Source organism: Lysinibacillus sp. FW301-JW8 (assembly GCF_058788755.1).
The window spans coordinates 1-25,190 of record NZ_JBYTBB010000031.1 but is presented as its reverse complement, the minus strand read 5'-3'; the positions used below and the strand labels follow the sequence as shown (position 1 = coordinate 25,190).

Annotated in this window: 25 protein-coding genes, 1 tRNA gene and 1 pseudogene; 4 read left to right on the top strand and 23 right to left on the bottom strand. The window is 37.3% G+C overall.

Annotated elements, in window-relative coordinates; translation table 11 throughout:
- Positions 1–362: 362 nt before the first annotated feature.
- The gene (locus tag AC3WOM_RS13725; RefSeq protein WP_427541189.1) at positions 363–599 is read right to left on the bottom strand and encodes a glutaredoxin family protein; all 237 of its coding nucleotides are present in this window, start codon (positions 597–599) and stop codon (positions 363–365) included.
- 84 nt (positions 600–683) lie between these two features.
- Positions 684–1,550 carry a DMT family transporter gene (locus tag AC3WOM_RS13720; protein ID WP_492447293.1) on the bottom strand — a complete coding sequence of 289 codons (867 nt, stop codon included), beginning with the start codon at positions 1,548–1,550 and terminating at the stop codon, positions 684–686.
- A gap of 161 nt (positions 1,551–1,711) precedes the next feature.
- Between AC3WOM_RS13720 and AC3WOM_RS13715 the strand changes: the two are divergent.
- A pseudogene (locus AC3WOM_RS13715) lies at positions 1,712–3,087 on the top strand (aminotransferase-like domain-containing protein).
- A gap of 56 nt (positions 3,088–3,143) precedes the next feature.
- On the opposite strand, the gene AC3WOM_RS13710 reads toward AC3WOM_RS13715, so the two are convergent.
- The 3 genes from AC3WOM_RS13710 to AC3WOM_RS13700 form a co-directional block, all read right to left on the bottom strand.
- On the bottom strand, positions 3,144–5,420 hold the full coding sequence (locus tag AC3WOM_RS13710) for a S9 family peptidase (protein ID WP_492447272.1): 2,277 nt from the start codon (positions 5,418–5,420) through the stop codon (positions 3,144–3,146).
- 157 nt (positions 5,421–5,577) lie between these two features.
- Positions 5,578–6,342, bottom strand: a complete 765-nt coding sequence (locus AC3WOM_RS13705) for a TPM domain-containing protein (RefSeq protein ID WP_492447271.1) — start codon at positions 6,340–6,342, stop codon at positions 5,578–5,580.
- Positions 6,342–6,923, bottom strand: a complete 582-nt coding sequence (locus AC3WOM_RS13700; RefSeq protein WP_427541177.1) for a LemA family protein — start codon at positions 6,921–6,923, stop codon at positions 6,342–6,344. The genes AC3WOM_RS13705 and AC3WOM_RS13700 overlap by 1 nt, the downstream gene beginning before the upstream one ends.
- A gap of 161 nt (positions 6,924–7,084) precedes the next feature.
- Here AC3WOM_RS13700 and AC3WOM_RS13695 point away from each other — a divergent pair, with 161 nt between their 5' ends.
- Positions 7,085–7,699 (top strand): spore coat protein, encoded by a 615-nt coding sequence (locus AC3WOM_RS13695; protein WP_427541174.1) that lies wholly within the window; start codon positions 7,085–7,087, stop codon positions 7,697–7,699.
- Positions 7,700–7,753: 54 nt separating this feature from the next.
- On the opposite strand, the gene AC3WOM_RS13690 is transcribed toward AC3WOM_RS13695, so the two are convergent.
- The 4 genes from AC3WOM_RS13690 to AC3WOM_RS13675 all read right to left on the bottom strand — a co-directional run bounded on the left by AC3WOM_RS13690 (position 7,754) and on the right by AC3WOM_RS13675 (position 10,642).
- A complete protein-coding gene (locus AC3WOM_RS13690; protein WP_427541171.1) occupies positions 7,754–8,476 on the bottom strand; it encodes an amino acid ABC transporter ATP-binding protein in 723 nt (240 codons plus the stop codon).
- Positions 8,473–9,177: an amino acid ABC transporter permease gene (locus AC3WOM_RS13685; RefSeq protein ID WP_492447270.1), complete on the bottom strand. Its 705-nt coding sequence runs from the start codon at positions 9,175–9,177 to the stop codon at positions 8,473–8,475. The genes AC3WOM_RS13690 and AC3WOM_RS13685 overlap by 4 nt, the downstream gene beginning before the upstream one ends.
- An 89-nt stretch (positions 9,178–9,266) precedes the next feature.
- Positions 9,267–10,064 carry a basic amino acid ABC transporter substrate-binding protein gene (locus tag AC3WOM_RS13680; RefSeq protein WP_427541165.1) on the bottom strand — a complete coding sequence of 266 codons (798 nt, stop codon included), beginning with the start codon at positions 10,062–10,064 and terminating at the stop codon, positions 9,267–9,269.
- Between the two features lie 503 nt (positions 10,065–10,567).
- Positions 10,568–10,642 (bottom strand) — tRNA-Arg (locus AC3WOM_RS13675).
- Between the two features lie 309 nt (positions 10,643–10,951).
- Between AC3WOM_RS13675 and clpP the strand changes: the two genes are divergently transcribed.
- Positions 10,952–11,542 (top strand): ATP-dependent Clp endopeptidase proteolytic subunit ClpP, encoded by a 591-nt coding sequence (gene clpP / locus AC3WOM_RS13670; RefSeq protein WP_427541162.1) that lies wholly within the window; start codon positions 10,952–10,954, stop codon positions 11,540–11,542.
- A gap of 144 nt (positions 11,543–11,686) precedes the next feature.
- Here the strand turns inward: clpP and AC3WOM_RS13665 are convergent, their stop codons facing one another.
- From AC3WOM_RS13665 to AC3WOM_RS13600, 14 genes are all read right to left on the bottom strand, one after another.
- A complete protein-coding gene (locus tag AC3WOM_RS13665; RefSeq protein WP_283869474.1) occupies positions 11,687–11,944 on the bottom strand; it encodes an HPr family phosphocarrier protein in 258 nt (85 codons plus the stop codon).
- Between the two features lie 114 nt (positions 11,945–12,058).
- Positions 12,059–13,006, bottom strand: a complete 948-nt coding sequence (gene whiA, locus AC3WOM_RS13660) for a DNA-binding protein WhiA (RefSeq protein ID WP_492447269.1) — start codon at positions 13,004–13,006, stop codon at positions 12,059–12,061.
- Positions 13,007–13,073: 67 nt separating this feature from the next.
- Complete coding sequence (locus AC3WOM_RS13655) at positions 13,074–14,069, bottom strand: gluconeogenesis factor YvcK family protein (RefSeq protein ID WP_427541156.1); 996 nt, start codon at positions 14,067–14,069, stop codon at positions 13,074–13,076.
- A 4-nt stretch (positions 14,070–14,073) separates the two neighbouring features.
- The gene (rapZ, locus tag AC3WOM_RS13650) at positions 14,074–14,967 is read right to left on the bottom strand and encodes an RNase adapter RapZ (RefSeq protein ID WP_492447268.1); all 894 of its coding nucleotides are present in this window, start codon (positions 14,965–14,967) and stop codon (positions 14,074–14,076) included.
- A 10-nt stretch (positions 14,968–14,977) separates the two neighbouring features.
- Positions 14,978–15,445 (bottom strand): 8-oxo-dGTP diphosphatase, encoded by a 468-nt coding sequence (locus tag AC3WOM_RS13645; protein WP_427541150.1) that lies wholly within the window; start codon positions 15,443–15,445, stop codon positions 14,978–14,980.
- 354 nt (positions 15,446–15,799) lie between these two features.
- On the bottom strand, positions 15,800–16,744 hold the full coding sequence (trxB, locus tag AC3WOM_RS13640) for a thioredoxin-disulfide reductase (protein ID WP_427541147.1): 945 nt from the start codon (positions 16,742–16,744) through the stop codon (positions 15,800–15,802).
- 208 nt (positions 16,745–16,952) lie between these two features.
- Positions 16,953–18,386 (bottom strand): tetratricopeptide repeat protein, encoded by a 1,434-nt coding sequence (locus AC3WOM_RS13635; protein WP_427541294.1) that lies wholly within the window; start codon positions 18,384–18,386, stop codon positions 16,953–16,955.
- 180 nt (positions 18,387–18,566) lie between these two features.
- On the bottom strand, positions 18,567–19,184 hold the full coding sequence (gene hisIE / locus AC3WOM_RS13630) for a bifunctional phosphoribosyl-AMP cyclohydrolase/phosphoribosyl-ATP diphosphatase HisIE (protein ID WP_492447267.1): 618 nt from the start codon (positions 19,182–19,184) through the stop codon (positions 18,567–18,569).
- Positions 19,181–19,942 carry an imidazole glycerol phosphate synthase subunit HisF gene (hisF, locus tag AC3WOM_RS13625; RefSeq protein ID WP_492447266.1) on the bottom strand — a complete coding sequence of 254 codons (762 nt, stop codon included), beginning with the start codon at positions 19,940–19,942 and terminating at the stop codon, positions 19,181–19,183. The genes hisIE and hisF overlap by 4 nt, the downstream gene beginning before the upstream one ends.
- Positions 19,936–20,568: an imidazole glycerol phosphate synthase subunit HisH gene (gene hisH, locus AC3WOM_RS13620; RefSeq protein ID WP_492447265.1), complete on the bottom strand. Its 633-nt coding sequence runs from the start codon at positions 20,566–20,568 to the stop codon at positions 19,936–19,938. Before hisH ends, hisF begins: the two co-directional genes overlap by 7 nt.
- The gene (gene hisB / locus AC3WOM_RS13615; protein WP_427541134.1) at positions 20,565–21,164 is read right to left on the bottom strand and encodes an imidazoleglycerol-phosphate dehydratase HisB; all 600 of its coding nucleotides are present in this window, start codon (positions 21,162–21,164) and stop codon (positions 20,565–20,567) included. The genes hisH and hisB overlap by 4 nt, the downstream gene beginning before the upstream one ends.
- A gap of 4 nt (positions 21,165–21,168) precedes the next feature.
- Entirely contained in the window at positions 21,169–22,443 is a 1,275-nt protein-coding gene (gene hisD, locus AC3WOM_RS13610) for a histidinol dehydrogenase (protein ID WP_492447264.1), read from the bottom strand.
- A gap of 22 nt (positions 22,444–22,465) precedes the next feature.
- Positions 22,466–23,089, bottom strand: a complete 624-nt coding sequence (hisG, locus tag AC3WOM_RS13605) for an ATP phosphoribosyltransferase (protein ID WP_492447263.1) — start codon at positions 23,087–23,089, stop codon at positions 22,466–22,468.
- A complete protein-coding gene (locus tag AC3WOM_RS13600; RefSeq protein ID WP_492447262.1) occupies positions 23,082–24,254 on the bottom strand; it encodes an ATP phosphoribosyltransferase regulatory subunit in 1,173 nt (390 codons plus the stop codon). Before AC3WOM_RS13600 ends, hisG begins: the two co-directional genes overlap by 8 nt.
- A gap of 568 nt (positions 24,255–24,822) precedes the next feature.
- Between AC3WOM_RS13600 and AC3WOM_RS13595 the strand changes: the two genes are divergently transcribed.
- Entirely contained in the window at positions 24,823–25,032 is a 210-nt protein-coding gene (locus tag AC3WOM_RS13595; protein WP_427541122.1) for a hypothetical protein, read from the top strand.
- The last annotated feature ends 158 nt before the right edge of the window (positions 25,033–25,190 follow it).

The following is a 25,190-nucleotide window of genomic DNA, read 5'->3' as shown; positions in this document are numbered from 1 at the left end:
TGTTTTTGTAATATAACAACCACTAGAAATCGTGATACTTTTTTAACTGTTTTATAACAATTTCTTTCTTGATCCCTATTCTACTCCGATTTATTTAAAAAGAAAGCTAAATGTGAAGGTCTTCACAAACTGTTCAAATTCAAAACGCTTTCATTGAACAATTTGTGAAATGTGAGATTGTTAACGTTCTAAACAAGCATCAAGTAGGAGGACTAACATTGATTTTGCTAGATAAAATAAAAAAATTCCGCTCTTTCTTCGCCACTATTTTATCTAGCAGGAGAAATGCGAAATTTAAATAAAGGGTATCTTTTTTTGTAAAGCGTGCAATTTGCTGCTCATTTGTTTATTCTATGACACAATCATTTGCAAGACAAATGCTCCATCAATGTTGCGTAATCTAAATTACCATATTGTATCACTTGCCCATCCTTTTCTACTACTGGAATCATTAACATATATTTTTCATGTACTGCCTCATCTTCTTCAATATCAATGATATCGAAATGAAAAACTACGTCCTCTTGTACAAGCTTTAAAGTATACAGACCTTCCACGCAAAGCCCACAATTAGCCCGTGTAAAAAATTTCACATTCACTTTACAGCACCTCCTTAGACTATTATAAAACGAATCAACCATATATACTAAGATACTATAAAGCTTCTCTAGTTTTTCGTACACTCATACAGAGTCTTTTTTTACTATAGAAGAGTTTTTGCCAATTATAACGGACAACACAACAGCAATTGCAATAACAATTGTAAATACTGTAATCGATTCATGAAGAAATAAAGCTGCAAAAATAATCATTAAAAATGGCTGTAAATATTGTATTTGGCTAACTCTAGAAATACCGTCCATTGCCATTCCACCATACCATGCTACATAGGCTAGAAATTGACTTACAATCGCTAAATATAAAAAGCTAATCCAAGCTTTTAAAGGTGCATGTAACATCTCTTCTGAAACGTTTAGAGATACTGGTATGATTAGAAAAGGAACCGCAATAATAATGGCCCATGCAATCACTTGCCAGCTACCTAGTTCTTGTGCAAGCATGCCGCCCTCCGCATAACTAAGCCCGAGTATTACGACAGCAGCCAATAATGCTAAATCCGCAATATGTAACTGTCCCAGTCCAAGATAAATTGCATAAATGATTACGGCTAGGGCACCTGCTATACTAGACAGCCAAAATTTACGAGATGGAATTTCCCCCGCTCTTATCATTGCAAAGCCTGCTGTAGCTAAAGGTAACAGAGTTAGCTCAACCGCTCCATGAGATACTGGCAAACTAGTCATTGCCCAAGAAGTTAGGAGGGGAAATCCTAACACGGCACCTAAAGAGACAATTACTAAGCTTTTAAACTGACGAGCACTAGGTAATTTTTCTTTTCTTGCAATCAAGATAATAGCAACTAAAATTGAAGCAATTACTGCTCTTCCTAAACCAACGAATGTAGTACCAAAATATTCAACAGCCACACTAGTTGCAGGTAAGGTTAAACTAAAACAAATAACCCCTAATAAACCCAATAATATCCCCATTTTTTCTTTTCTACTTTCTTGCACAATCAATCAGCTCCCCTTATTGTTAAGTACAAAACTGTCCCATCTGTACTGGTATAATACATAATAAGAGAACCCATCGTTAAAAGAAATAGAGTTTTCTAGCATCTGTCCTGGTACAGAATAAGGAGAGGATTTTTATGGATACAAAATATAATGGAATTGTTAAAGACATTAAAAATCAGCTTGCGAATGGTTATCTGCTAGCAGGTAGCAAGCTTCCTTCAGTCCGGCAACTGTCCGAGAAATTTTCCTGCAGCAAAAACACAGTTATTAAAGCATATGACGAATTGGAAAAAGAACATTTAATATTCTCTATCCCAAAAAGTGGTTATTATGTTGTCAATGAATTTCAGCAACTTGACAATAGAAGAACTACCATCGATTTTTTATCTGCTGGTCCCGATAAAAACATCATGCCATACATTGATTTTCAGCACTGTATCAATCAAGCAATTGATACATATAAGGAAGAATTATTTACTTATTCTGATCAACAAGGCTTCTACTCTTTGCGCGTACAGTTGGTAAAATACTTACAAAGCTTACAGGTCTTTACCGAACCAGAAAGATTATTTATTGTCTCTGGTTCACAGCAAGCATTGAATTTATTAGTGTCCATGCCATTTCCAAATGGCAAAAATAATATTTTAATTGAACAGCCTACTTATTTTGGTTTTATCGAATCAGCTAATTTGCATTCTATAACTACCTTTGGAATTGATTTATCTATGGATGGGATAGATTATGAACGTCTAGAGTATATTTTTCGCAATAATGATATTAAGTTTTTCTATATTGTGCCAAGGTTTCAAAACCCACTTGGTCATAGCTACACAAATAAAGAGAAAAAGAAAATTGTAGAATTGGCTGAAAAATACGATGTGTATATAGTTGAGGATGATTTTTTAGCGGAGCTTGATCCGAACACTAAATCTGATCCATTATTTTCATACAATCCTTCTGGAAGAGTTATTTATATAAAAAGTTTTTCAAAGATTTTTCTCCCTGGTTTAAGGATTGCCACTATCATTCTTCCCAAAATAATGAGCAGCCATTTTTCACGCTACAAGTTTACTGCTGATTTTAATAGTTCCATTCTTTCGCAGGGTGCACTTGAGATTTATTTAAAAAATGGAATGTTTCAAAGTCATATAAAAAAATAAAGGAACTCTATTTTGGAAAGATGAAGCACTTACAGGAGGCTTGTGAATTATTACTACCTAATAACACGCTTTACACAAAGCCATCATCCGGATTTTATCTTACTATCTACTTGCCAGAGCATGTTGCAGCAAAGCAAATTGTTCATTTGTTAAAGGAACAACAGATTTTGGTTGATGATGCCTCTAGAATGTTCCTGTCAGAATATAAAAAGGAAAACCTAATTCGCCTAAGCATTTCTCAAGTGGAAGATGATCAAATTCATACTGGCGTAGAAACGCTGGCTCATTGTATCACATTGATTGACAGCAAGAAATATAATAAGACCAGCCATAAAATTCAGCTCTTATAAACCATATTTCTCACATAAAAAGACTGCGCAAGTAATATGCACAGTCTCTTTTTCTATTATTTTTTCAGATGACTATCTAAGAATTTTAACATCGCATTATAGAATTCGACTTTGTTTTCTTCATTAAGGAAGCCATGGCCTTCATTCTCTTTTAGCATGTACTCCACGTCGATACCTCTAGCACGTAATGCTTCCACAATTTGATCTGATTCTGCTTTGTTTACACGTGGATCATTAGCGCCTTGTGCCACGAATAGTGGTGTTTTAATTTTATCCGCATGGAAAACTGGAGAAGCAGCTGTTAATAGCTCTTTATCCTTCTCTGGATGACCTACTCGCTCATAGAACATTTCACGCATTGTTTCCCAATATGGAGGAATTGTATTTAATAATGTAAAGATATTCGATACACCTACATAGTCAACTGCTGCTGCATATAAATCTGGTGTAAATGTAATGCCTGCTAAAGTAGCATATCCGCCAAATGATGCTCCGTAAATGCCAATTCGTTTAGGGTCCGCAATACCTTGGTCAATTGCCCATTGTACGCCGTCTGTAATATCATCTTGAATTTTTAGACCCCACTGTTTATTACCAGCCTGCAGGAATTCCTTACCATAACCAGTAGAAGAACGGAAATTCACCTGTAAGACAGCATATCCGCGGTTTGCTAATAATTGCACCTCTGGATTGAAGCCCCACATATCACGTGCCCATGGACCACCATGTGGATTAACGATAAGCGGTAGATTTTTAGCTTCTTTGTTTTTTGGCAAAGTCAGATAGCCATTAATTGTTAAGCCATCTCTACTCTTATAGGAAATTGGATGCATTTCAGATAGTTCCTCAGATTTTAACCAAGGGCTTAATGTAGCCAATTCTGTCAATTTATCTGTTAGAGAATCATAGTAATAATATTTTCCGAAAACCGTATCACTAGAAACACTAACAATAAATTTAGTCATTTCCTTATTGTAATCGTTAATACCTAATTCACTTTCATGAACTCCTAATTTATCTTGTATTTTACGGAATAGCTTTTCAAAGTTCTCATCAAAGAATTGGTAATGTGGTTTATCTGTTATATAAGCACCATATAATAGTTTATCCTGCTCAGCACTATATAGTACACCTGCAACGTCTACTTCTTTATTAGACATAATGACTTCTTCTTTGCCTTCTAGATCATACTTAACAACTTCTACTTTGTCTCTTCCTTTATTAGAGGTTGCATAAATATATTTATTATCCTTCGAGAAAGCAAGAGGCATTACTTCATCCCCTGCTTCTAGTTCAATAAATGGCTTAAATTCGTCTTTTTCGGAATCACGATAAAGAATAGTCCCAACTACCCCATCTGATTCAACCGCAACACGCACATTTCCGTCACGATCTGCTAACCAGTTAGAGATATTGCCAGGGTTTTTAGCAACATGTGTTGTTTTACCAGTCTTCACATTAAGCTTGTACACATCAAATACTGTCGCATCTTCTTTGTTCATCATAATCAGAATTTCATCTTTAACACCCTGCAAACCACTCAATAAACCTACAGTAACATTTGGATACGGCGTTAAATCCTTTTCCTCTGTCCCGTTAAATGTTGTAGAGTAGATATGGAAATTCTCATCTCCACCTTTATCCTTAACATATAATAATGTATCATCCTTCCAGAAGGAACCAGCTATATCTCGATCCTTTGAACTTGATACACGGGCAGGCTCGCTATCATCACCCATTTTTTTCACAAAAACATTAGAACGATTTTCCCATGCTGATGAGAACGTTATATAGTTACCATCTGGCGAAAGCTGATAGCCAAAGTTGCCTGGGCTTTTCATGAAGTCTTCTACAGAAATTTCCTTTACGCCCTCGTTATTAGTACCGTTTTTCACTTGTTTAGCATTATTTAAAATTTTGACTGCATCCTGCTTAGAAATCGTATTATCACTAATTAAAAGGCCTGTAAATAATCCAAGCTTAGCTGCTTTTTCTTTGTACTCAGCAAGCGTTGCTTCTTTTTCCTCTTTATTTAAAGCTCTTACTAAAATACGTGCTGCTTCATCACGTTTAATAGCAAGGGTTAAATCCTTTAATTCCTCACCTTTTACCCACGTTGCAATGATTTGCTGACGCATAGAATCTGATCCATGCTGGAAGGTTAAAGCTGTTACAGCTAAATTAAGAAATTCCTGTGCCGTTACACTTTCCTCTTGGCCTACTACTTGTTGACTAGTTTCATTGGCAGCTCGAACCTCTTGCATTGTGACTGGATAAACAGCAGAAGTCGTTAAAATGACCGCTAATGATGCCGATAAAAATCTTTTTTTCAAAATGATTCCTCCTTATATCATTGTGCGTTATATCGTTTGTCGATATATTAAAATTATAACAACTTTAGCGTTTTTGTCAATAAATGATAATAGTTAAATATAATTTCCTTTTAAACCAGTAAAAAAGCGAACTGCCAGCAGCTCACTTTTTAATCGTTTAAAATTTGCGACTTGCCCCGCCACCAGCTGATGAACCTCCTCCAAATCCACCAAAGCCACCTCCGCCTGAGCCTCGGCTGCTAAAGCCACCACCAAATCCTCCTGGATAGCCTCCTCTGCCACCTGAGCGAGGTCCTCTTCCACCACCGTTAGAAATAATGGAATAAAAAATAAGTACAATGACAACAAGTACAATAATCATCCATATTGGCATCTCTTTATCCTCAGCTGAATTTGTAGGTGTCTCTCCCTCCCAATTGTACTCCTCTGCAACAGTTTGAAATACTTCAGCATACGTTGCTTTAAATGCTTGATCAATGTCACCAGCACTTGCATTTGGATAAAACGCTGTATCTAATATCCGTCCAAGCTTACCATCTGGCAATGCCCCTTCAAGCCCCTGACCAACCGCAATAACGACATCATTATTGCCTTCGCCCTGACCAAATGTTGCTAATAGTAAAACACCGTTATTTTTTTGTGCATCGCCAATTCCCCAAGAGCGAATCATTTTAGTCGCATACATCTTCGGCTCCTGCCCATGAATGGATTCTACTGTGACAACCATTATTTCAGCACCTGTACCTTTGTCAAGCTGCTGTGAATAATGATTAAGCTCTTCTTTAACTGAAGAGGATAATACATTAGCAAAATCATGAATATACGTATTTTTCATGGGAGTGGGCATTGCTGCATCTGCCATTCTAATCAATACAAAAAATGAGAAACAAACGATTGCAAATTGCACAATAAAACGTTTCATTATTGCTTACCTGAATTACTGAAATCAATAGATGGCGCCTTTTCAGAGCCTGCAGCTGCTTTAAAATATTCCTTCTGCTCAAAGCCAAACATGCCTGCAATTAAATTTCCTGGGAAACGTTTAACATTTTTATTAAAGGTCTGAACTTCATTATTATAGTCCTCACGGGCAACTGCTAGCCGGTTTTCTGTTCCAGCTAATTCATCCATCAATTGTCGAAAATTAGCATCTGCCTTTAAATTTGGATAATTTTCTACCACTACAAGCAAACGACTAAGTGCGCCATTCAATGCATCATTCGCAACTGCCTGTTCCTCTGGAGTACGTGCATTTCCCATTTGTGAGCGCGCCTCAGAAATACTAGAAATGATATCTTGCTCATGTTTGGCATACCCTTTCACGGATTCCACTAAATTCGGAATTAAATCATAGCGACGCTGAAGCTGATTTTCAACCTGAGCCCATTTTGAATCCACGCTCTCTTCCGCTGTTACTAGGCTGTTGTATTTAGGAATAAATAATAAAGCTAGTAAAACTAAAATAATGATTATTATTCCTATAGGTCCAAAAGCTTTTTTCAAATTGTATTCCCTCCTTTACATGCTTACTTTTCTTTACCTCTAATGTGCTGCAAAAAAACATCTCTATTCTATATATATGCCAATGGATTTATACCGTATGAAATATATCTAAATAGACATACTAAATACTGCAACAAAATAACATTTAGGAGGCGTTTTTTTTGTCACAATCATTTCACAACGAATCAGCTAACCAACCATCATTCAACCAACAACAAAGCCTAAATCATGGTGGACATGAAGTTATGGACATGCATGAAACACTTGGCGAAATTATTGCTGGTATGAATCAATCCATTATTTTACGTCCACATGTAAAGGACCCAGAATTACTTAACATTTTGGATCGCCAATATAACTTCACTTTAGGAATGTATAACACTATTGTGGAATCATTTAAAACTGGGCATGATCCATCTGTTCCAACTGGGCGTTATCAAATGGAGACAGGCAATAACTTTACTTATGGATTAAATCCTGGGCAACCTAAAAAACCAATGCAAAATGCAAATGAAATTAATGATGAAACAATTTCTGGCTTCTTATTAGGTGCTCAAAAAGGTGCAGCAAAATGTATGACGGCTGCGGCAACTGAGACTACAAACCCTGTAGTTCGTCGTGTTGTTGCAGATAGTATTCCCAACTGTATTGAAATGGCATACGAATTATCTATTTACCAAAATAAACATGGCTACTATCAAGTGCCTCAATATTCACAGCAGGATATGCGAACAATACTCGATTCATTCGGTACTACTACAAATCCTCTTCATTAAAAAAAAGCAGTCTCACATGTGATACAAATCACCTGAGACTGCTTTCATTATTAGTTATAAAACTTTTCCTAAAAATGCTTTTGTTCGTTCATTTCGAGGATTTCCGAAAATTTCCTCCGGTGCTCCTTCTTCAACAATATAGCCGCCATCCATAAAGACCACACGATCGCCTACCTCACGTGCAAAGCCCATTTCATGTGTAACGACAATCATTGTCATTCCCTCAGCTGCTAAGTTCTTCATTACATCTAGCACCTCTTTTACCATTTCTGGATCAAGTGCTGATGTAGGTTCATCAAATAAAATCGCTTTTGGTTTCATTGCTAAAGCCCGAGCAATAGCTACACGTTGCTGCTGACCACCTGAAAGCTGTTCAGGATAGTTATATGCCTTACTATCTAAACCAACCTTCTTAAGAAGCTCATGTCCTAACGCTTCTGCGTCGGCACGACTCATCTTACGAATTTGCATAGGAGCCATTGTCACATTATCAATAACCGTCATGTGCGGGAATAAATTGAACTGTTGAAACACCATGCCTACCTCTGCACGTATTGCATTTATATTTGTTTTAGGATCATTAATCTTCACATTTTCAATATAAATGGCACCATCAGTCACTTCTTCTAGCATATTAATGCAGCGTAAAAAGGTACTTTTCCCTGAACCAGATGGTCCTATTACACAAACTACCTGTTTTTCTTGTATTTCATAATCAATACCTTTTAACACTTCTAGCTTGCCAAAATATTTGTGTAAATTCTGAATTTTAATCATCGTACTTCCCGCCCTTCTGCCTTACGAGGGACATAGCTATTACTGAATCGCTTCTCGATAAATGTCACAATTTTTGTTACACCATACGTTAAAACTAAATATAATAATGCTGCAACAATGTAAGGCTCCCAGAAACGGAAGCTGGCTCCTGCTACTACTTTACTTGCATATAAAATATCTGGAGCAGCAATAACTGTTACTAATGAGGAATCCTTTAATAGCGCAATAAATTCATTCCCTAAAGGTGGGATCATTCGTCTAAATGCCTGTGGTAAAATGACCTTTCTCATCGCTTGGTTATGTGTTAAGCCAAGTGATCGAGCTGCCTCCATCTGACCTTTCGCAATACTTTGAATGCCCGCACGGAAGATTTCCGCATTATAGGCCGCACAGTTTAAAATAAGTGCCGTTATCCCTGACACCATATAACCTAAAGAGTGTCCAAAAATCGTAGGTATTACGGCTAAGTGAATTAATAAAATTTGCACTAGCATTGGTGTTCCACGGAATAAATCAACATAAAGCTTACATGGCCAATAAATCCATTTTTTCGTTGATAATTTTCCGAGCCCTAAAAATAATCCTAAAAAAATACCACCAAAATAACCACTGAGTGTCAAAATTAATGTTACGCCAATACCACGTATAAACATATCTCGGTAGTTCCAGACTATGTCCCAGCGTAAGTCAAAGATGTCCATCCGAAAACCCCATTTCCCCTAAAAAGTTACGAAAGAATATGAAACCGCTAGCCTATCAACTATGCGCTAGGGGCATCATTATCCTTGTCTTACTTAAAGTCTGAGCCAGTAATTTCTTTTAATTTACCGTTTTCTTTAATCTTTTGTAGACCTTCATTTAATAGGTTTAAAAGCTCTTTATTTCCTTTTTGAACCATGAAGCCATAATATTCTTTTTCAAATGCATCATCTTCTACTATTTTAAGTTTTTGATCTGGATGTGCTTTGATATATTCATAAACTACTGCATTATCACCGATCGCAGCATCTACATTGCCATTCAGCATTTCTTGGATAGCCACTGGTTGATTTTCAAATGCCATAATTTTTGTACTAGCATCACCCTGTAGTTTTTTGGCAGCTTCGTGACCAGTAGCATTAATTTGTACCGAAATCTTTTTATCTTTTAACTCAGCTAATGACTTAATCTTTGAATCTTCTTTTACAACAATTAATAATTGAGATTCATAATATGGCTCTGTAAAATCAAATGACTCTTTACGCTTTTCATTAATTGTGATCCCTGATGCCCCAATATCTGTTTCACCATTTTGAATTGTTTGGAATACAGGCTCCCAACCAATATTTTGCCATTCTACTTCAAAGTTCATTTCATCAGCAATAGCCTTCAAAATATCGACATCAATCCCTACAATATTCCCTTTATCGTCAATTGATTCAAAAGGAGCGAAAGTAGCCTCAGTACCTACCTTATAAACTTTTTTACCGCTTCCACCATCCTCTGCTGGTGCACTACCTGATGATTTATCTTCCTTCGCGCCACATCCTGCTAGAGCTAGCATTAGTGCTGCCACGAGCATAAGTAACATGGTTAATCTTTTTTTCATAGCGTTTCCCCCTAAAATAAGTTTTTCCGAAATATGACTTCATTTTTCACAATTCGGAAATGTTCGACTATTAGGTCAATTATAGTAACATTATTGCCAATAGACAATAACTTTTCGTATAAAAGTAATTATTTTTTCATAAAAATTTATCTCTATGCGTTATTTTAGCAAAAAACGGTATGAATAAACGAAAATAGCATCAAAAATGTATATTTATACACGGCTAATCATGCCATAATTAGATAGTTTTAGGCAAAAAAAAAAGAATCCCCTCAGATAGGATTCTTTTTTTCGACTAGATGGCTAGTCCTCACGTACAGTATGTTCACTAAAAAATAATTTGGAGTTGTTGCTTTTTTTGAAGGTTTGAATGGAACAAATACGGGAATAATGCCAATTAGGGCAGTATTTCCACTATTTTCCCTTCTTTCTCCACTAAGCAGGCTGCTAAACTACTTATTAGGAGAATCGAGCTATAAATGTATATCAAATAATCAGTAAAATGGCGCCCTCGGAGGGAATCGAACCCCCAGTGCAAGAACCGGAATCTTACGTGTTATCCATTACACCACGAGGGCAATTAAAAACAAAAAAAAAGTACTCACTCTAGGCTTTATGAAAAGCATGATGTAGATAATCCTCATTTTTTGAAGCATACCCGCAAAATAGTGAACCGTACTTTAAACTTATGACCTTAACTATTATACAAACGTATTGCTAACAATTCAACTATAGAATGCAAAAACAATTTATTTTTTTATTTCACTTTAGCAGGGTTAATATTTGACCTTCCCTGACTATAATGTGTATGATAAGGATACAGCTGAAATACAACAGAAGTTTTCAGCAAAAGTATTCGAATTTAGTTTTATTAAGGAGGATTTAACATGAATTTAATTCCTACAGTTATTGAACAAACAAGCCGTGGTGAACGTGCCTATGACATCTATTCACGACTACTAAAAGACCGCATCATCCTTTTAGGAAGTGCGATTGATGACAACGTGGCTAACTCTATCGTAGCACAGCTTTTATTCCTACAAGCTGAAGATCCAGATAAAGATATCTCACTTTATATTAACTCACCAGGTGGATCAATCACTGCTGGTATGGCCATCTATGACACAATGCAAATTATCAAACCACAAGTGCAGACAATTTGTATCGGTATGGCAGCATCTATGGGGGCATTCCTACTTGCAGCAGGTGAGCCTGGTAAACGATTCGCATTACCAAATGCAGAAGTAATGATTCACCAACCACTTGGTGGTGCACAGGGTCAAGCAACTGAGATTGAAATCGCTGCAAAACGAATTTTATTCCTACGTGAAAAATTAAATGGTATCTTATCAGAACGTACTGGGCAACCGCTTGAAGTCATTTCAAGAGATACAGATCGTGATAACTTCATGACGGCTGAACGTGCAAAAGAATATGGCTTAATCGACCATATTATGGACCGTAACGACCGTAAATAACACAGTACAGACATCTCAGATTTAGTTCTGAGATGTCTTTTTTTACTTTTAATCCGTTCTATCCGTCACATTAGCTACGCTATCCACCACTTCTAGTAATTAGATACACAAAAAACTGCCCAATTTATTGGACAGTCTTTATATTTAATCTTCTTTTTCGATTAATTCTGCCAATGCTGTAACCGCTTGCTCAGCATCGTTGCCTTCACTGCTTAAAACTACCTCTGTTCCTTTGGCAATAGCTAAGCTCATTACACCCATAATGGATTTAGCATTAACTTTTTTCTCATCCTTCTCAAGAAAGATATCTGCACTAAAACGATTTGCCTCTTGAACAAATAACGCTGCTTGTCTAGCCTGTAGTCCTAATTTTAATTTGACTTGGACTCTTCTCTCGGTCATTCTCAAAACTCCCCTTTACTACCGTTCATCTTATTAGTTTTATCTTACCTCACTTACTAGCAAAAGAACAATACGCGATTACGCATCACATTCATACCTGAAAAGTATGAAAACTTAACCGCCTATCTTTTCTCCACGTCTTAATGCATCTGCTATTTCGTCGATTTTTCGTAAACGATGATTGACACCTGATTTACTGACTGTTCCGCTTGATACCATTTCACCCAGTTCTTTAAGTGTGACATCTTGATATTCCACTCGTAAACGAGCAATTTCCCGAAGCTTTTCTGGTAATTGATCTAAACCAATAGAATTTTCAATAAATCGAATATTTTCTACCTGACGTAATGCTGCACCTATTGTTTTATTTAAGTTTGCTGTTTCACAATTGACAATACGGTTAACACTATTCCGCATATCCCGCAATATACGAACGTCCTCAAACTTCATCATTGCCTGATGAGCTCCTACAATATTAAGAAAATCAGAAATTTTTTCTGCCTCTTTTAAATAGGTCACAAAGCCCTTTTTCCGTTCTATTGTTTTTGCATTTAGCTCAAATTCATTCATCACATCCATTAAAGCCTCGCCATGCTCTTTATATAAAGAATAGATTTCTAAATGGTAGGCTGATGTTTCTGGATTATTAACAGAGCCGCCTGCTAAAAATGCACCTCGTAAATATGCTCTTTTTTGACCACTTTTTTTAATGAGCTCTGGAGAAATCGTATGATTGAATTGAAAGTCGTCTGAGATGATTTCTAAATCAATTAATAGCTCACGTGCACCTTCTCTTACACGGCAAATATATACGTTATTTTTTTTCAAACGCATTTTCTTTCGGACAAGTAACTCGACGTTATATGGATACAACTTTTTCATAATCGTATAGAGTCTTCTTGCAATTGCAGCGTTTTCAGTTTGTACGTCTAAGCTTAGCTGTTTATTCGCAAAGGATAATGAACCATTCATACGAATTAGGGCAGATACTTCTGCTTTCATACAATGATTGTCCGCTTCTATTTGCGTTAATTCTTTTTTTGTTTCAGAAGCAAAAGACATATCACGTGCCCCCCTTTCAACTTTCAGTTCTATGTATATGCTCATCCTATCATATACAATAAGCGCTTTATGATTGTATTTTTAGATTGTTTACTTTTTGTTTATAAATATTTGCGTATTCTACAAGCCATTTAGCAACATTTGCCGCATTATGACGAACCGTTCCATCTGACCGAATCGTTGCAATATCGCGCTTAATAACCTCTAATCCCATACTTTCAAGCTTTGCCACATCAAATGTTACAGGTTCAGCACATTCTTCCTTATAAAGCTCCTGTACAGGATGTGGTAACTTCTCTTCATTTACTAAAATAGAATCGATAAAGGAAGCGCCAACATGTTCGTAAATTGCTTTTACATGATCTCCTGCTGTATAGGAAATGGTTTCACCCTTTTGAGTCATTAAATTACAAACATAAATTTTTCTTCCTTTAGCTCTTACGACAGCCTCACCAATTTCTTTGACAAGCAGATTAGGTATGATACTCGTATATAAGCTACCAGGACCAATTAAAATATAATCCGCACGATGGATTGCTCGTATTGCCTCTGGTAACGGTTTCACATTTTCAGGCACTAAAAAAACACGACTAATTCGTTTTGTAGCCGTTGGAATTTTAGATTCACCTTCTATTGTAGAACCGTCCACAAGCTCTGCATGTAAATTAATCTTTTTATTGGCAGCTGGTATAACGCGACCATGGACCTTTAACACTTTTCCCATTTCACTAATGGCATGGTTAAAATCTCCAGTAATCTCTGTTAAAGCAGTGAGCATTAAATTACCTAATGAATGCCCTCGTAAATCTTGTGATGCTGAAAAACGATATTGAAACATTTGCTCTACAAGTGGTTCAACATCCGATAATGCCGCAATAACATTTCGGACATCGCCGGGCGGTGGTATATCATAATCATCCCGTAAGCGCCCTGAAGAACCACCATCATCCGCTACTGTTACAATAGCAGTAATATCAAATGGATGATGCTTCAGTCCCCTCAGTAATGTTGAAAGCCCTGTACCACCACCAATAACTACAAGCTTAGTTTGTCTTTTCCCCATTCACTCAATCCTTTCTTCGATTGATGTCACGATGCGTTATAACCGTATTCTCTTTTCCACCTAAATATGCCCCAAAATACTCTGCTAATGTCACTGAGCGATGCTGTCCACCCGTACAACCAAAGGCAATAACAAGCTGTGATTTTCCTTCTTGTCTATATAGAGGAATCATAAATTCAAATAAATCCTTCAGTTTTTGAATGAGAGTTTGTGTATCCTCAAGCGCTAAAACATAAGAGGATACTTCCGTCTGTAACCCCGTCTTAGGACGTAGCTCTTCAACATAGTATGGATTTTTTAAGAAACGCACGTCAAACACTAAATCTGCATCTATTGGCATACCATGTTTAAATCCAAAAGACATAATGTTAACCGAAAAAACATGGTCTGCATCACTTGCAAACTCCTTCGCGATTTTTTCACGTAGTTCCTTAGGCTTCATAGTAGATGTATTATAAACAAAATCAGCACGACCTTTAACTTCTGATAGCAAAATACGCTCTTGTTGAATACCATCTAATGGTAGGCCATTGACAGCTAGCGGGTGTGAACGTCTTGTTTCTTTATAGCGTCTAACTAATGTTGCATCATGTGCATCTAAAAACAATATACGTGCAACAATATCTCCTTCTTTTATTATATGGTCAAGAGCACCAATAAGAGAATCAAAAAAGTCACCACCACGCATATCCATGACAGCTGCAATACGTGCAGTATTTTTTCCCGAATCTCTGAGAAGGGTTAAAAAAGTTGTAAGTAACGCCGGTGGTAAATTATCAATACAGTAATACCCTAAATCCTCAAAGCTTTGAATAGCTACTGTTTTTCCAGCTCCAGACATTCCTGTAATAATAACCAATTCATGTGTACTTTGTTGGCCTTCAACCACCACTGTCATGCAGCTCCTTTTATTGTTCTTTTGATATTTGTATTTTTTCATGCAATAATTCAAAATCAGTCGTATATTCAAATGTTCCATACTGAATGCCTGATTGTGAGATGGCAAATTGTAAATTTGTCCGATCACCTTCAGCCATTGGCAAATGTTTTAAATCCTCTGCTGGGTGCCATGCAAGCTTGCCTTCTCTCGTTTCATCAAAAGGTGTACCCTCTATATCCTTAGCAACAAATGTATAAAGCATCCATTCATCAACGACTGCATTATTTTCTTTAATAACCATTGTATAAACACCCTTTAAATGCGCATTTAATGGTGTGACATTTGTTTCCTCTTGAAACTCACGTATAGCAGCCTCATAGATGGATTCACCGTTCTCCATTTTTCCACCTGGAGCAACGTACCAGCCACGTCTAGGCTTTTGAAGTAATAATACTTGACCGTCTTTAACGGCAATTAAATTTGCAATTCTTTGCATAGGCACACCTCTAATCACTTTGCATTCTATCTTTCATTATAGCAAGACCCAACAATATTTGTCCTCCAATCAGAACTTTAGTGTTTGACAATTTTCATCTTACTCGTATTCCTAGTAATCATGATTTTGCTATCACCTAAGAGGTCTAAATAACTACTTACAATTATTATTAAAATCCTACATAACAAAAATAGGTTGCCCCACCATATTAGGCGGAAACAACCTACTAAACAAAATAAAAGGGGGATTGCTAATTACACAATATATATTACACCTTTTATATGTCATTCAAGTTACAACAATATTAAAACCGTGTTAAAATTTGTATTTTTTTCCTTGGTACAGCTATTAACATTAAGCATTAATTTTCTCTAATAATTCTTCCACATAATGCTGTACTGCTTGTGCGGCAATACTTCCGTCACCTGTAGCTGTCACAATTTGACGAAGTGATTTTTCACGTACATCACCTGCTGCAAAGATACCTGGTACAGTTGTTTCCATGTTATCATTTGTTAAAATATAGCCCGCATCATTTAAAATACCTAAAGATTCAAATGGCTTTGTTAATGGTAGCATCCCGATATAAACAAATACGCCATCAGTCACAAATTCAGATTCTGTTCCATCTACAGTAGATTGTAATGTTACACTACCAACTTTGCCATTAGCTTCATTTATTTCTTTCACTGTTGAATTCCAGATGAAATCAATTTTTTCATTTGCAAAGGCACGATCTTGAAGTATTTTTTGTGCACGCAATTTATCGCGGCGGTGAACAATTGTTACTTTCTCAGCAAAGCGAGTTAAGTAAACACCTTCTTCGACTGCTGAATCTCCGCCACCTACGACAACAAGATTTTTTTGTTTGAAGAAAGCACCATCACAAACTGCACAATAGCTGACACCACGACCACCTAATTCTTTTTCGCCAGGCACGCCCATTTTTTTATATTCCGCACCTGTAGAAATGATAATCGCACGTGTTTTATATTCTTTCGCACCAGATTTGATTGTTTTATATTCATCCCCATCAATAATTTCAGAAACATCACCGTAAGCATATTCTGCGCCGAACTTTTTAGCATGGTCAAACATTTTTGTAGACAGCTCTGGTCCTAAAATTGTATCGAATCCTGGATAGTTTTCTACTTCTTCCGTATTTGCCATTTGTCCACCAGGGATACCACGTTCAATCATTAAAGTTGAAAGGTTTGCACGTGATGTATATACAGCAGCAGTCATTCCTGCAGGACCTGCACCAATTATTACAACATCATAAATTTTTTCTTCCGACATAAATTCTTCCCCCTACACAAATACTTTTTTATCCTGCTTAAATGTACAGTAAGTCTCCACTTTCAGATTTAAGTGATGCAAGAGTTGGCGATTAACTGCCCATGAAAGCCTGATCGGTTCAACTACTTTTTGAAGTCTCACCTATTATAACGATAGTAAGTTCATCGTATGTGAAAGTAAAAAGTTATTCAACTATGTTGCTCAGAGGTTACTTATGACCGTTTGGTAAGAACATTAAAATTTCATCAATATACTTTGATAAAGTCGCCACAGATACCCCATATTGCTGGGCTATCTCTTTTTTTGTAACCTTGAGCATTCGTGATGAACGAAATAAGAAATCATTCGCTCCTGCAATAGCTGCTGGATTTGTAAAACGATAATTGCTATTAAGTGCCTGTTCACAGAGAACAAACCACATTTGAAACATTGGTGCAATGAGGGCTGTAAGCTTCCCATACTGTTCTAATAAAATTTCTGGCACACTTACTGCCCGTAAAAAACTAGCCTCGACCTTGTTCTTCATATCAAAATGATGACCCAGTGCATAAGCTAAGAATAACTTTTCGAATGAACCATATTGCTCAACATCTATCCATTTTGGATGTGCAATAATTTCTTGTTTATGCGCTGTACAGCTCAATAAAAACAACCCAAAAATACGCTCACTAGTATAATTACTCTCTAGTTTTTCCACAATATAATCCCGGTCATGCTCTAATGCATCAAGCTCATATACATTTTCCTGTTCACGCCAAGGTTCAAAGCCCTCTTTGTCTGGATCTAGCTCTAATAGCTGCTCCCAAGCACTCTTAGAAATTTCCTTATGTCCTGAAAAGTATGCCGCATGGGATAACCAAAAATAAAAGCCAGCATCACCTATATAACCACGCTTTTGCATACTGCGTAACCATTTAAAGGCTAAATCATATTGCCCGACTAACGCTAATGTTGCACCTAGCTTGTAGCGATGTTCCCAAGTATATGGCTGAATTTTTACAAGTACATTTAAAAGGTCCTTTAATTCTTCTTCATTTTTTTCATAATACGCAATAACTGTTAAATTACATAAAGCATGTAAATTTCCCTTATTTTCACGCAAGACCGTGTTTAATAGTGACTTTGCCTGCTCTGCCTCACCAACATAAAAATAAGCAAGTGCTAAATTATTATAAGCTGACCAAAAATCTGGACGATCTTCAATTAATTCTTCTAGAATATTAATAGCTTCGGGGAAGTCCCCTTTTTCCATACAGCGCCTCGCCTGTTCCTGTCGATATAAATCCTCGCCAGTACCATCAAGCTCCTCAAAATCATCCTGCTCAAAAGCAACGAATTCTAATATTTCTGCCGCCTCATCTGCATAGGCTCCATCTGGCTCTTTTTGCAAATATTGCTCCGCAAAGCGTTTAGCATCTTGTATCATACCAATACAACCTGAAACCTCTGCCATATAAAAAATGATTTCTGGATTCTCTGGATCAATTTGATAGGCATGGCGAAGAAGATCATACGCTTCCTCGAAACGTTGACCCTCTAACTCCACGATTGCCAATTGCAATAAGATCATTGGATCATCTGGACTTAGATCTACTGCACGCTGTAAATATTTATAAGCTTTATTCATTTGACCACTATTCATTGCTTGAATTGATTTTTTATAATAATAGTCGCCTGTTGGAATGAACGACACGACATTCGTTAAATTCTCTTTTTTATGTTTCTTTTCCAAAATATTTCCTCCGAAACAAGAAATAAGGAACGTATTCCACGTTCCTTTACACAGTAAACTCTATTATACCATACAATTAGCAATATGCTGTTATTTCTCTTCGTGACGTTTTTCTAACACATGTAACACATCATAAACACTTACTTTTTGTTCTTGCAACAACACTAATAAATGGTAAATCAAATCAGCCGCTTCCCATTTAACCTCTTCTGCATCTCGATTTTTCGCACCAATGACAACTTCTGTTGCTTCTTCACCGACTTTTTTACAAATTTTATCGATTCCTTTATCGAATAAATATGTAGTATATGCGCCTTCTGGCATTTCTTGCTCACGTTTTTCAATAACGTTTACAAGCTTAGATATAATCTCAACAGAGCCAACCTTTGTATTTTGCTGAATAAGCTTTGTAAAGCAAGAGGTTGTGCCATTATGACAAGCTGGACCAGCAGGAAGTACTTCCACAACTAATGCATCACCGTCACAGTCAGCTTTAATAGATACCACTTTCTGCGTATGACCGCTAGTTGCCCCCTTGTGCCAAAGCTCTTGGCGTGAACGTGAATAAAACCATGTTTCACCTGATTCAAGTGTTTTTTCCAATGATTCTTTGTTCATATAGGCTACAGTTAGTACTTCTTTTGTATTGACATCTTGTACAACCGCAGTAACAAGACCTTTATCATCAAATTTAATGCCCTCTATCATCTTACTGCCACTCCTTTTTCACGTAAGTATTCTTTTACTTGCGCTACGCTTGTTTCTTTGTAATGAAAGATGGATGCTGCCAGCGCTGCATCTGCATCAACATTATCCGCTAATACTTCGTAAAAATGTTCGGCATTTCCTGCACCGCCACTAGCAATAACAGGAACTGTCACAGCCTCTCTCACTGCCTTAGTTAAGTCTAAATCAAAACCTGATTTTTCACCGTCCTGATTCATGCTTGTTAATAAAATTTCACCAGCGCCTAAGCGAACCGCTTCCCTCGCCCACTCTGTTGCTTGCCAACTAGTTTTGTTGCGACCACCATGAGTATAAATCATCCATGTACCGTCTTCATCACTATAGCGCGCATCAATTGCAACAACAATACATTGTGCACCAAAAAAGTCAGATCCTTCTTTAATAAGCTCTGGTCGCTCTAAGGCAGAGGTATTGACTGATACTTTATCAGCGCCTGCACGTAAAATGCGTTTCATATCATCCAATGTGCGAATCCCACCACCTACTGTAAATGGAATAGCTAGTGTCGCTGCAGTTTGTCGAACAACATCCACCATTGTTTCACGCCCTTCATGTGAGGCAGAGATATCAAGAAAGACAAGCTCGTCAGCCCCTTGCTCATCATAAAACTTGGCTAACTCTACTGGGTCACCCGCATCTCGTAAAGACACAAACTGCACACCTTTTACAACCCGTCCCTCTTTCACATCCAGACATGGAATAATACGCTTTGTTAGCATGAAGCTACCCCCTTCAACCATTGCTGTAATAAATAAACACCTAGCTCACCTGATTTTTCTGGATGAAACTGCATTCCCGTTACAGAGCCAGTGGCAACAATACCAGGAACCCGAATACCATGATAATCCGCATAGGCGACAAGCTCTGTATCATCAATATCTGTTGCATAAAAGGAGTGAACAAAATACACATACTTTGCTGATGGCAATGCTGTTAGCCAGGTTGGACGGTTAGTCATGACTAGCTCGTTCCAGCCCATATGCGGTACCCGATATACCTGACTATCATTCACACCATTGAAACGTTTAATGCTACCTTTGAAAAATCCTAAGCCTTTTGTTGCCGTAACCTCTTCACTTTCCTCAAATAGCAGCTGCATACCTAAGCAAATACCAAGCAGTGGACGATTGTCTGCCTTTACCTTTTGTAAATAGCGATCTAATTTTGTCTCAGCCAGTCGTTTCATAGCATCTGGAAATGCTCCCACACCCGGTAATAAAAGTGCATCTGTTGTATCCAGCGCTTTTTCATCAGCCGTAACAACCACCTCACAGCCAAGTCGTTCTAATGCCTGCTCTACACTAAATAAATTGCCCATACCATAATCGATCACACCTATTTTCACGTTAACAGCCCCTTAGTTGATGGCACACCTTTAACACGTGGATCAATTTCCACTGCCGCATCGATTGCACGTGCTAACGCCTTAAAAATTGCTTCAATAATATGATGTGTATTCTGTCCGTAAGGTACAATGACGTGAACATTCATTCGTGCTTCTAGAGCAAATTTCCATAAAAATTCATGAACTAATTCTGTATCGAAGCTACCCACTTTTTCTTTTAATTGCGGTACACGGTATTCTAAATGTGGACGATTAGAGCAATCTACAACGACCTGTGCTAGCGCATCATCCATTGGCACAAATGCTGTGCCGTAGCGTTTAATGCCCTTTTTATCACCAAGTGCTTCACGAATCGCTTGACCTAGTACGATTCCAAGGTCCTCTGTTGTATGGTGGTCGTCAATATAGGTATCACCATTCGCTTGAATTATTCCATCAAAAAGTCCATGCTTGATAAATAAATCTAGCATATGATCCATAAAGCCAACGCCAGTTTTAATATCAGCCTTCCCTTCACCATCTAAATCAATGGCTACTGAGATTTGTGTTTCATTTGTTGTTCTTTCTACTTTCGCAAAGCGTTTTTTTTCTGTCATTGTACTACTCCTTTTCCCATCCACGTGATTCCACTGCACGTGCATGCCCCTCTAAGCCTTCCATACGTGCAAGTCGTGCAATTTTCGGTGCATTTTCTGCCCATGTTTTTTCACTATAAAAAACGATACTGGATTTTTTCACAAAATCATCAACATTTAGCCCGCTGGCAAAGCGTGCAGTACTATTGGTTGGTAGTATATGGTTTGTCCCAGCAAAGTAATCACCAACAGGTTCAGAGCTATAACGCCCGATGAAAATACCACCCGCATGGCGAACCTGTTCAGCCACAGCCTCAGCATTTTTTGTCACAATTTCTAAATGCTCAGGTGCTAGTGAATTAATGGCATCTACTGCATCTGCCATCGTTTCAGCAACATAAATCGCTCCAAAGTTATCAATAGATGCACTTGCTATCTCTTGACGTGGTAAAGCAGTTAATTGCTTCTCCACTTCATAAGCTACTTTTTTAGCCAATTGCTCAGAAGTCGTCACTAAAATAGCACATGCCAACTGATCATGCTCCGCCTGCGATAATAGATCTGCCGCAACTTCATCCGCAAATGCAGTATCGTCTGCTAGCACAGCAATTTCACTTGGTCCCGCAATCATATCAATCGATACTTCACCAAATACCTCACGTTTGGCTAATGCTACAAAAATATTTCCTGGACCTGTAATTTTATCAACTGGTGAAATGGTTTCTGTACCATATGCAAGTGCCGCAATGGCTTGTGCTCCACCAATTTTATATATTTCCTCTACACCTAAAATTCGCGCTGCAGCAAGTACACCCGGTGGTAATTTTCCATCTCTCCCTGCTGGAGAAGAAATGACAATGCGTTTCACACCAGCAACTTGTGCAGGAATAACATTCATCAAAACTGACGATGGATAAGCCGCTATACCCCCAGGAACATACAGCCCCACTGCATCGAGCGCTGTAATTCGTTGCCCTAGCCATGACCCATTTTCTAGCTCTAAGCGATAACCTGAACGTTTTTGTTGCTCATGATATAGTCGAATATTTTGAGCAGCCTCTGTTAAATCATCATAAAGCTGTTGATCAATTGCATTAGCGCCTTCTTCTATTTCTTCCTGTGTCACACGTAGATTTTTAGGTGCAAAGCCATCCCATTTTTCTGTATAAGAACGTATAGCCGTGTCGCCCTCTGCTCGAACATCCGCTAATACTTGACGTACTACCTTTAACTGTTCTTCATTTCCACTTTCAAGCTGACGCTTTAAGGAAATACCCTTTGTTAGCTTTGTTATTTTCATAGGATTACTCCCCTTTTTCTATTTAGTTAACACATTTCTTTAGGCGTCTTACTAGATCGATAATACGATCTCCCTTCATCCGATAGCTTACTGGATTAGCAATTAACCGTGATGATACATCTGTAATAAATTCATATTCCATAAGACCATTTTCTTTAAGCGTTCGGCCAGTAGAAACAATATCGACAATTCGATCTGCTAAGCCAATCATAGGTGCCAATTCAATCGATCCATTAAGTTCAATAATTTCTACTTGCTCCCCAATGCCCTTATAATATTTCATAGCAATGTTTGGGTATTTCGTGGCTATTCTTGGCGCTATTTCATTCATCGTCGTATTAGGCAAACCTGCTGAAGCGATATAGCATGTACTAATTTTGAGATCCAGTAATTCATGCACTTCTCGTTGCTGCTCTAATAAAACATCCTTTCCTGCTATCCCAATATCTGCAACCCCATGTTCTACATAAACAGGAACATCCATTGGCTTAGCTAAAATAAAACGAATTTTCTCCTCAGGAATTTCTATCATCAATTTCCTGGACATTTCTACTTCCTCTGGTAAATTAAAGCCAGCTTCTAAAAGCATTTGGTATGCCTCTTCAAAAATACGCCCTTTCGGCATAGCAATCGTTAATTCATTCACCGCCAACTTCCTCCTGTCCAACAACAACTACCTCAGAAAAATAAGCTAAAAATGCTTTTTCATCGACTAGGCTACTTCTTAATTGCAAGGTAGCCTGTTTACCAGCCGATCGTAATGCTTGTACCTTTGCTAATGCCTCCTCGAATTGATCTTTCCCAAAAAGCACAACCACTGCTTCTTCACGCTCATTTGCTAGTCCATCAAGTGTTTCTAATAGACGATCGACCCGAATACTAAATCCAGTAGCACCTACTTTTGAACCAAACACTTCTAGTAACCCGTCATAACGGCCACCGTTGCCTAACGGAAATCCGCTTCCTAATGCAAACACTTCAAATAGCATGCCTGTGTAGTAGCTCATATGACTAGAAAGTGTAAAATCGAAGGCTACATAGTCCGCTAAATTAGCTATTTCAAGTAATTTAGCAAGCTGTTGCATATATTCTAATGCGTCATTTTTTCGCACATATTTTTCAATATCTTTGATTTGCTTTAAATTCATTGCTTCCTCAATAAATTGAAGTAATGCATCGGTTTTCGCTTTAGGTAAATCAAAAGATTCTACCGCTTCTTCAAATCCGACATAGTTGCGCTGCACAAGAAGTGTTCGGAGTATGCCTTGCTGTTCAACGCTTTCTGTATAATCTTGTAAAATACAATTTAATATGCCGGCATGACCGATAGTGACTTTAAATTTAGTTAAACCATATTGCTGTAATAGCTCCATTGCCGTCACAATCACTTCAGCGTCAGCAAACACAGAGTTGTCTCCAATTAACTCGATTCCCATCTGATCAAATTCTGCTGGACGCCCACCTTCTGTCTCCTGTGCACGAAAGACACTTGCAAAATAAGCAAGGCGTATTGGTATCATCTCTTTCAATAATTTAGATGTGGCAACCCGAGCAATTGGTGTTGTCATATCTGGTCGTAGTACTAACGTGTTTCCCTGACTATCTACGAGCTTAAATAAATGAGCATCAGCAATCGCAGAAGCTTTACCAACTGTATCAAAATACTCTACGGCAGGTGTCTTAATAAATTCATAACCTCTGCTGCATAAAAAGTCTCGTCCAGTATTTCTTACAGCCTCTACCTTTTCATATATTTGTGGAAATGTATCGCGCATTCCAAGTGGTTTCTCAAACATTTTTATTGAAGACATGTAGACACTTCCTTACGTTTCACTTTAATTCACTAGAGTATTAGAGAATTAGATTATGGAAGAATTCTAACTTATTTCTCCCATTCAGTCAATGTAAACTCTCTTGAATTCTCTAACAATTTCAACACTGATTATTCTGTTAATTATACACATTTACTAATGGAAAATAATGAAATTCAAAATATCTCCAAATTTTATTTCATGAATAGGGACAGTAGCCTATTGAGAATGAGAATGTGTCTATTTTATGACAAAGACATTTGTAGCAAAATTAGAAGTAAGCTAAAAAATGAGAATGATTATCTTTTGAATAGGTGCTTAAAAAAGATGAATTTATCAAAATCTTATTCTCATTAACTGTAATTATAAATTATTTCAAAATAATTTATATCACCTCATAAATTAAAATGATTCTCAGTTTCATTATCAAGTAGAATACTATATTATCAATATTTCTATTGATTATTACTCTCAATCTATTTTTTATTTTACATTTAAAAGAATACACTATAGAATAACATTAATAACCAAGTAGAAACATATACACTATAAATTGGAGGGATTTAATATGGCATGTCCATTCGTACAACTAAGTGAGCAAATGATCGTAAGTATTTGTAAGGGAGAATTTTATCCTGGAGACAAAGTTACACTACACACAAATGATGACATTGATGGTACAGCGATTAAATCAACTTTTGCAGAGTCCATTTGTTTAGGAGATCATGATAATTGTGAATTTAAGCCTGAATATGTAGCAGCAAATTCCCAACATTAAAATAAAACTGTTCCAAAAACATAGATACCTTTGTTTTTGGAACAGTTTTTTCATAGTGTTGAAAAACTAAATGGTCAAGGTACTCTTTGTGAACACTCCTAAGTCAAATGAAGGTGATCTCCGTTCCAGGCTACTCGCTTTCCTGTGGGCGAGCGACG

Coding starts and splice junctions, on each gene's coding strand:
- AC3WOM_RS13645 (WP_427541150.1), bottom strand. CDS start 15,445: ATGCAAAGAATTGCAAATTTAATTGCCGTTAAAGACGGTCAAGTATTA.
- AC3WOM_RS13655 (WP_427541156.1), bottom strand. CDS start 14,069: ATGGGGAAAAGACAAACTAAGCTTGTAGTTATTGGTGGTGGTACAGGG.
- AC3WOM_RS13635 (WP_427541294.1), bottom strand. CDS start 18,386: ATGAATAGTGGTCAAATGAATAAAGCTTATAAATATTTACAGCGTGCA.
- trxB (WP_427541147.1), bottom strand. CDS start 16,744: ATGTCGGAAGAAAAAATTTATGATGTTGTAATAATTGGTGCAGGTCCT.
- AC3WOM_RS13690 (WP_427541171.1), bottom strand. CDS start 8,476: ATGATTAAAATTCAGAATTTACACAAATATTTTGGCAAGCTAGAAGTG.
- AC3WOM_RS13665 (WP_283869474.1), bottom strand. CDS start 11,944: ATGACCGAGAGAAGAGTCCAAGTCAAATTAAAATTAGGACTACAGGCT.
- hisB (WP_427541134.1), bottom strand. CDS start 21,164: ATGACAGAAAAAAAACGCTTTGCGAAAGTAGAAAGAACAACAAATGAA.
- clpP (WP_427541162.1), top strand. CDS start 10,952: ATGAATTTAATTCCTACAGTTATTGAACAAACAAGCCGTGGTGAACGT.
- AC3WOM_RS13680 (WP_427541165.1), bottom strand. CDS start 10,064: ATGAAAAAAAGATTAACCATGTTACTTATGCTCGTGGCAGCACTAATG.
- AC3WOM_RS13705 (WP_492447271.1), bottom strand. CDS start 6,342: ATGAAACGTTTTATTGTGCAATTTGCAATCGTTTGTTTCTCATTTTTT.
- hisIE (WP_492447267.1), bottom strand. CDS start 19,184: ATGATAGAGGGCATTAAATTTGATGATAAAGGTCTTGTTACTGCGGTT.
- AC3WOM_RS13600 (WP_492447262.1), bottom strand. CDS start 24,254: ATGTCTTCAATAAAAATGTTTGAGAAACCACTTGGAATGCGCGATACA.
- rapZ (WP_492447268.1), bottom strand. CDS start 14,967: ATGACAGTGGTGGTTGAAGGCCAACAAAGTACACATGAATTGGTTATT.
- AC3WOM_RS13685 (WP_492447270.1), bottom strand. CDS start 9,177: ATGGACATCTTTGACTTACGCTGGGACATAGTCTGGAACTACCGAGAT.
- whiA (WP_492447269.1), bottom strand. CDS start 13,006: ATGTCTTTTGCTTCTGAAACAAAAAAAGAATTAACGCAAATAGAAGCG.
- AC3WOM_RS13720 (WP_492447293.1), bottom strand. CDS start 1,550: ATGGGGATATTATTGGGTTTATTAGGGGTTATTTGTTTTAGTTTAACC.
- hisD (WP_492447264.1), bottom strand. CDS start 22,443: ATGAAAATAACAAAGCTAACAAAGGGTATTTCCTTAAAGCGTCAGCTT.
- hisF (WP_492447266.1), bottom strand. CDS start 19,942: ATGCTAACAAAGCGTATTATTCCATGTCTGGATGTGAAAGAGGGACGG.
- AC3WOM_RS13595 (WP_427541122.1), top strand. CDS start 24,823: ATGGCATGTCCATTCGTACAACTAAGTGAGCAAATGATCGTAAGTATT.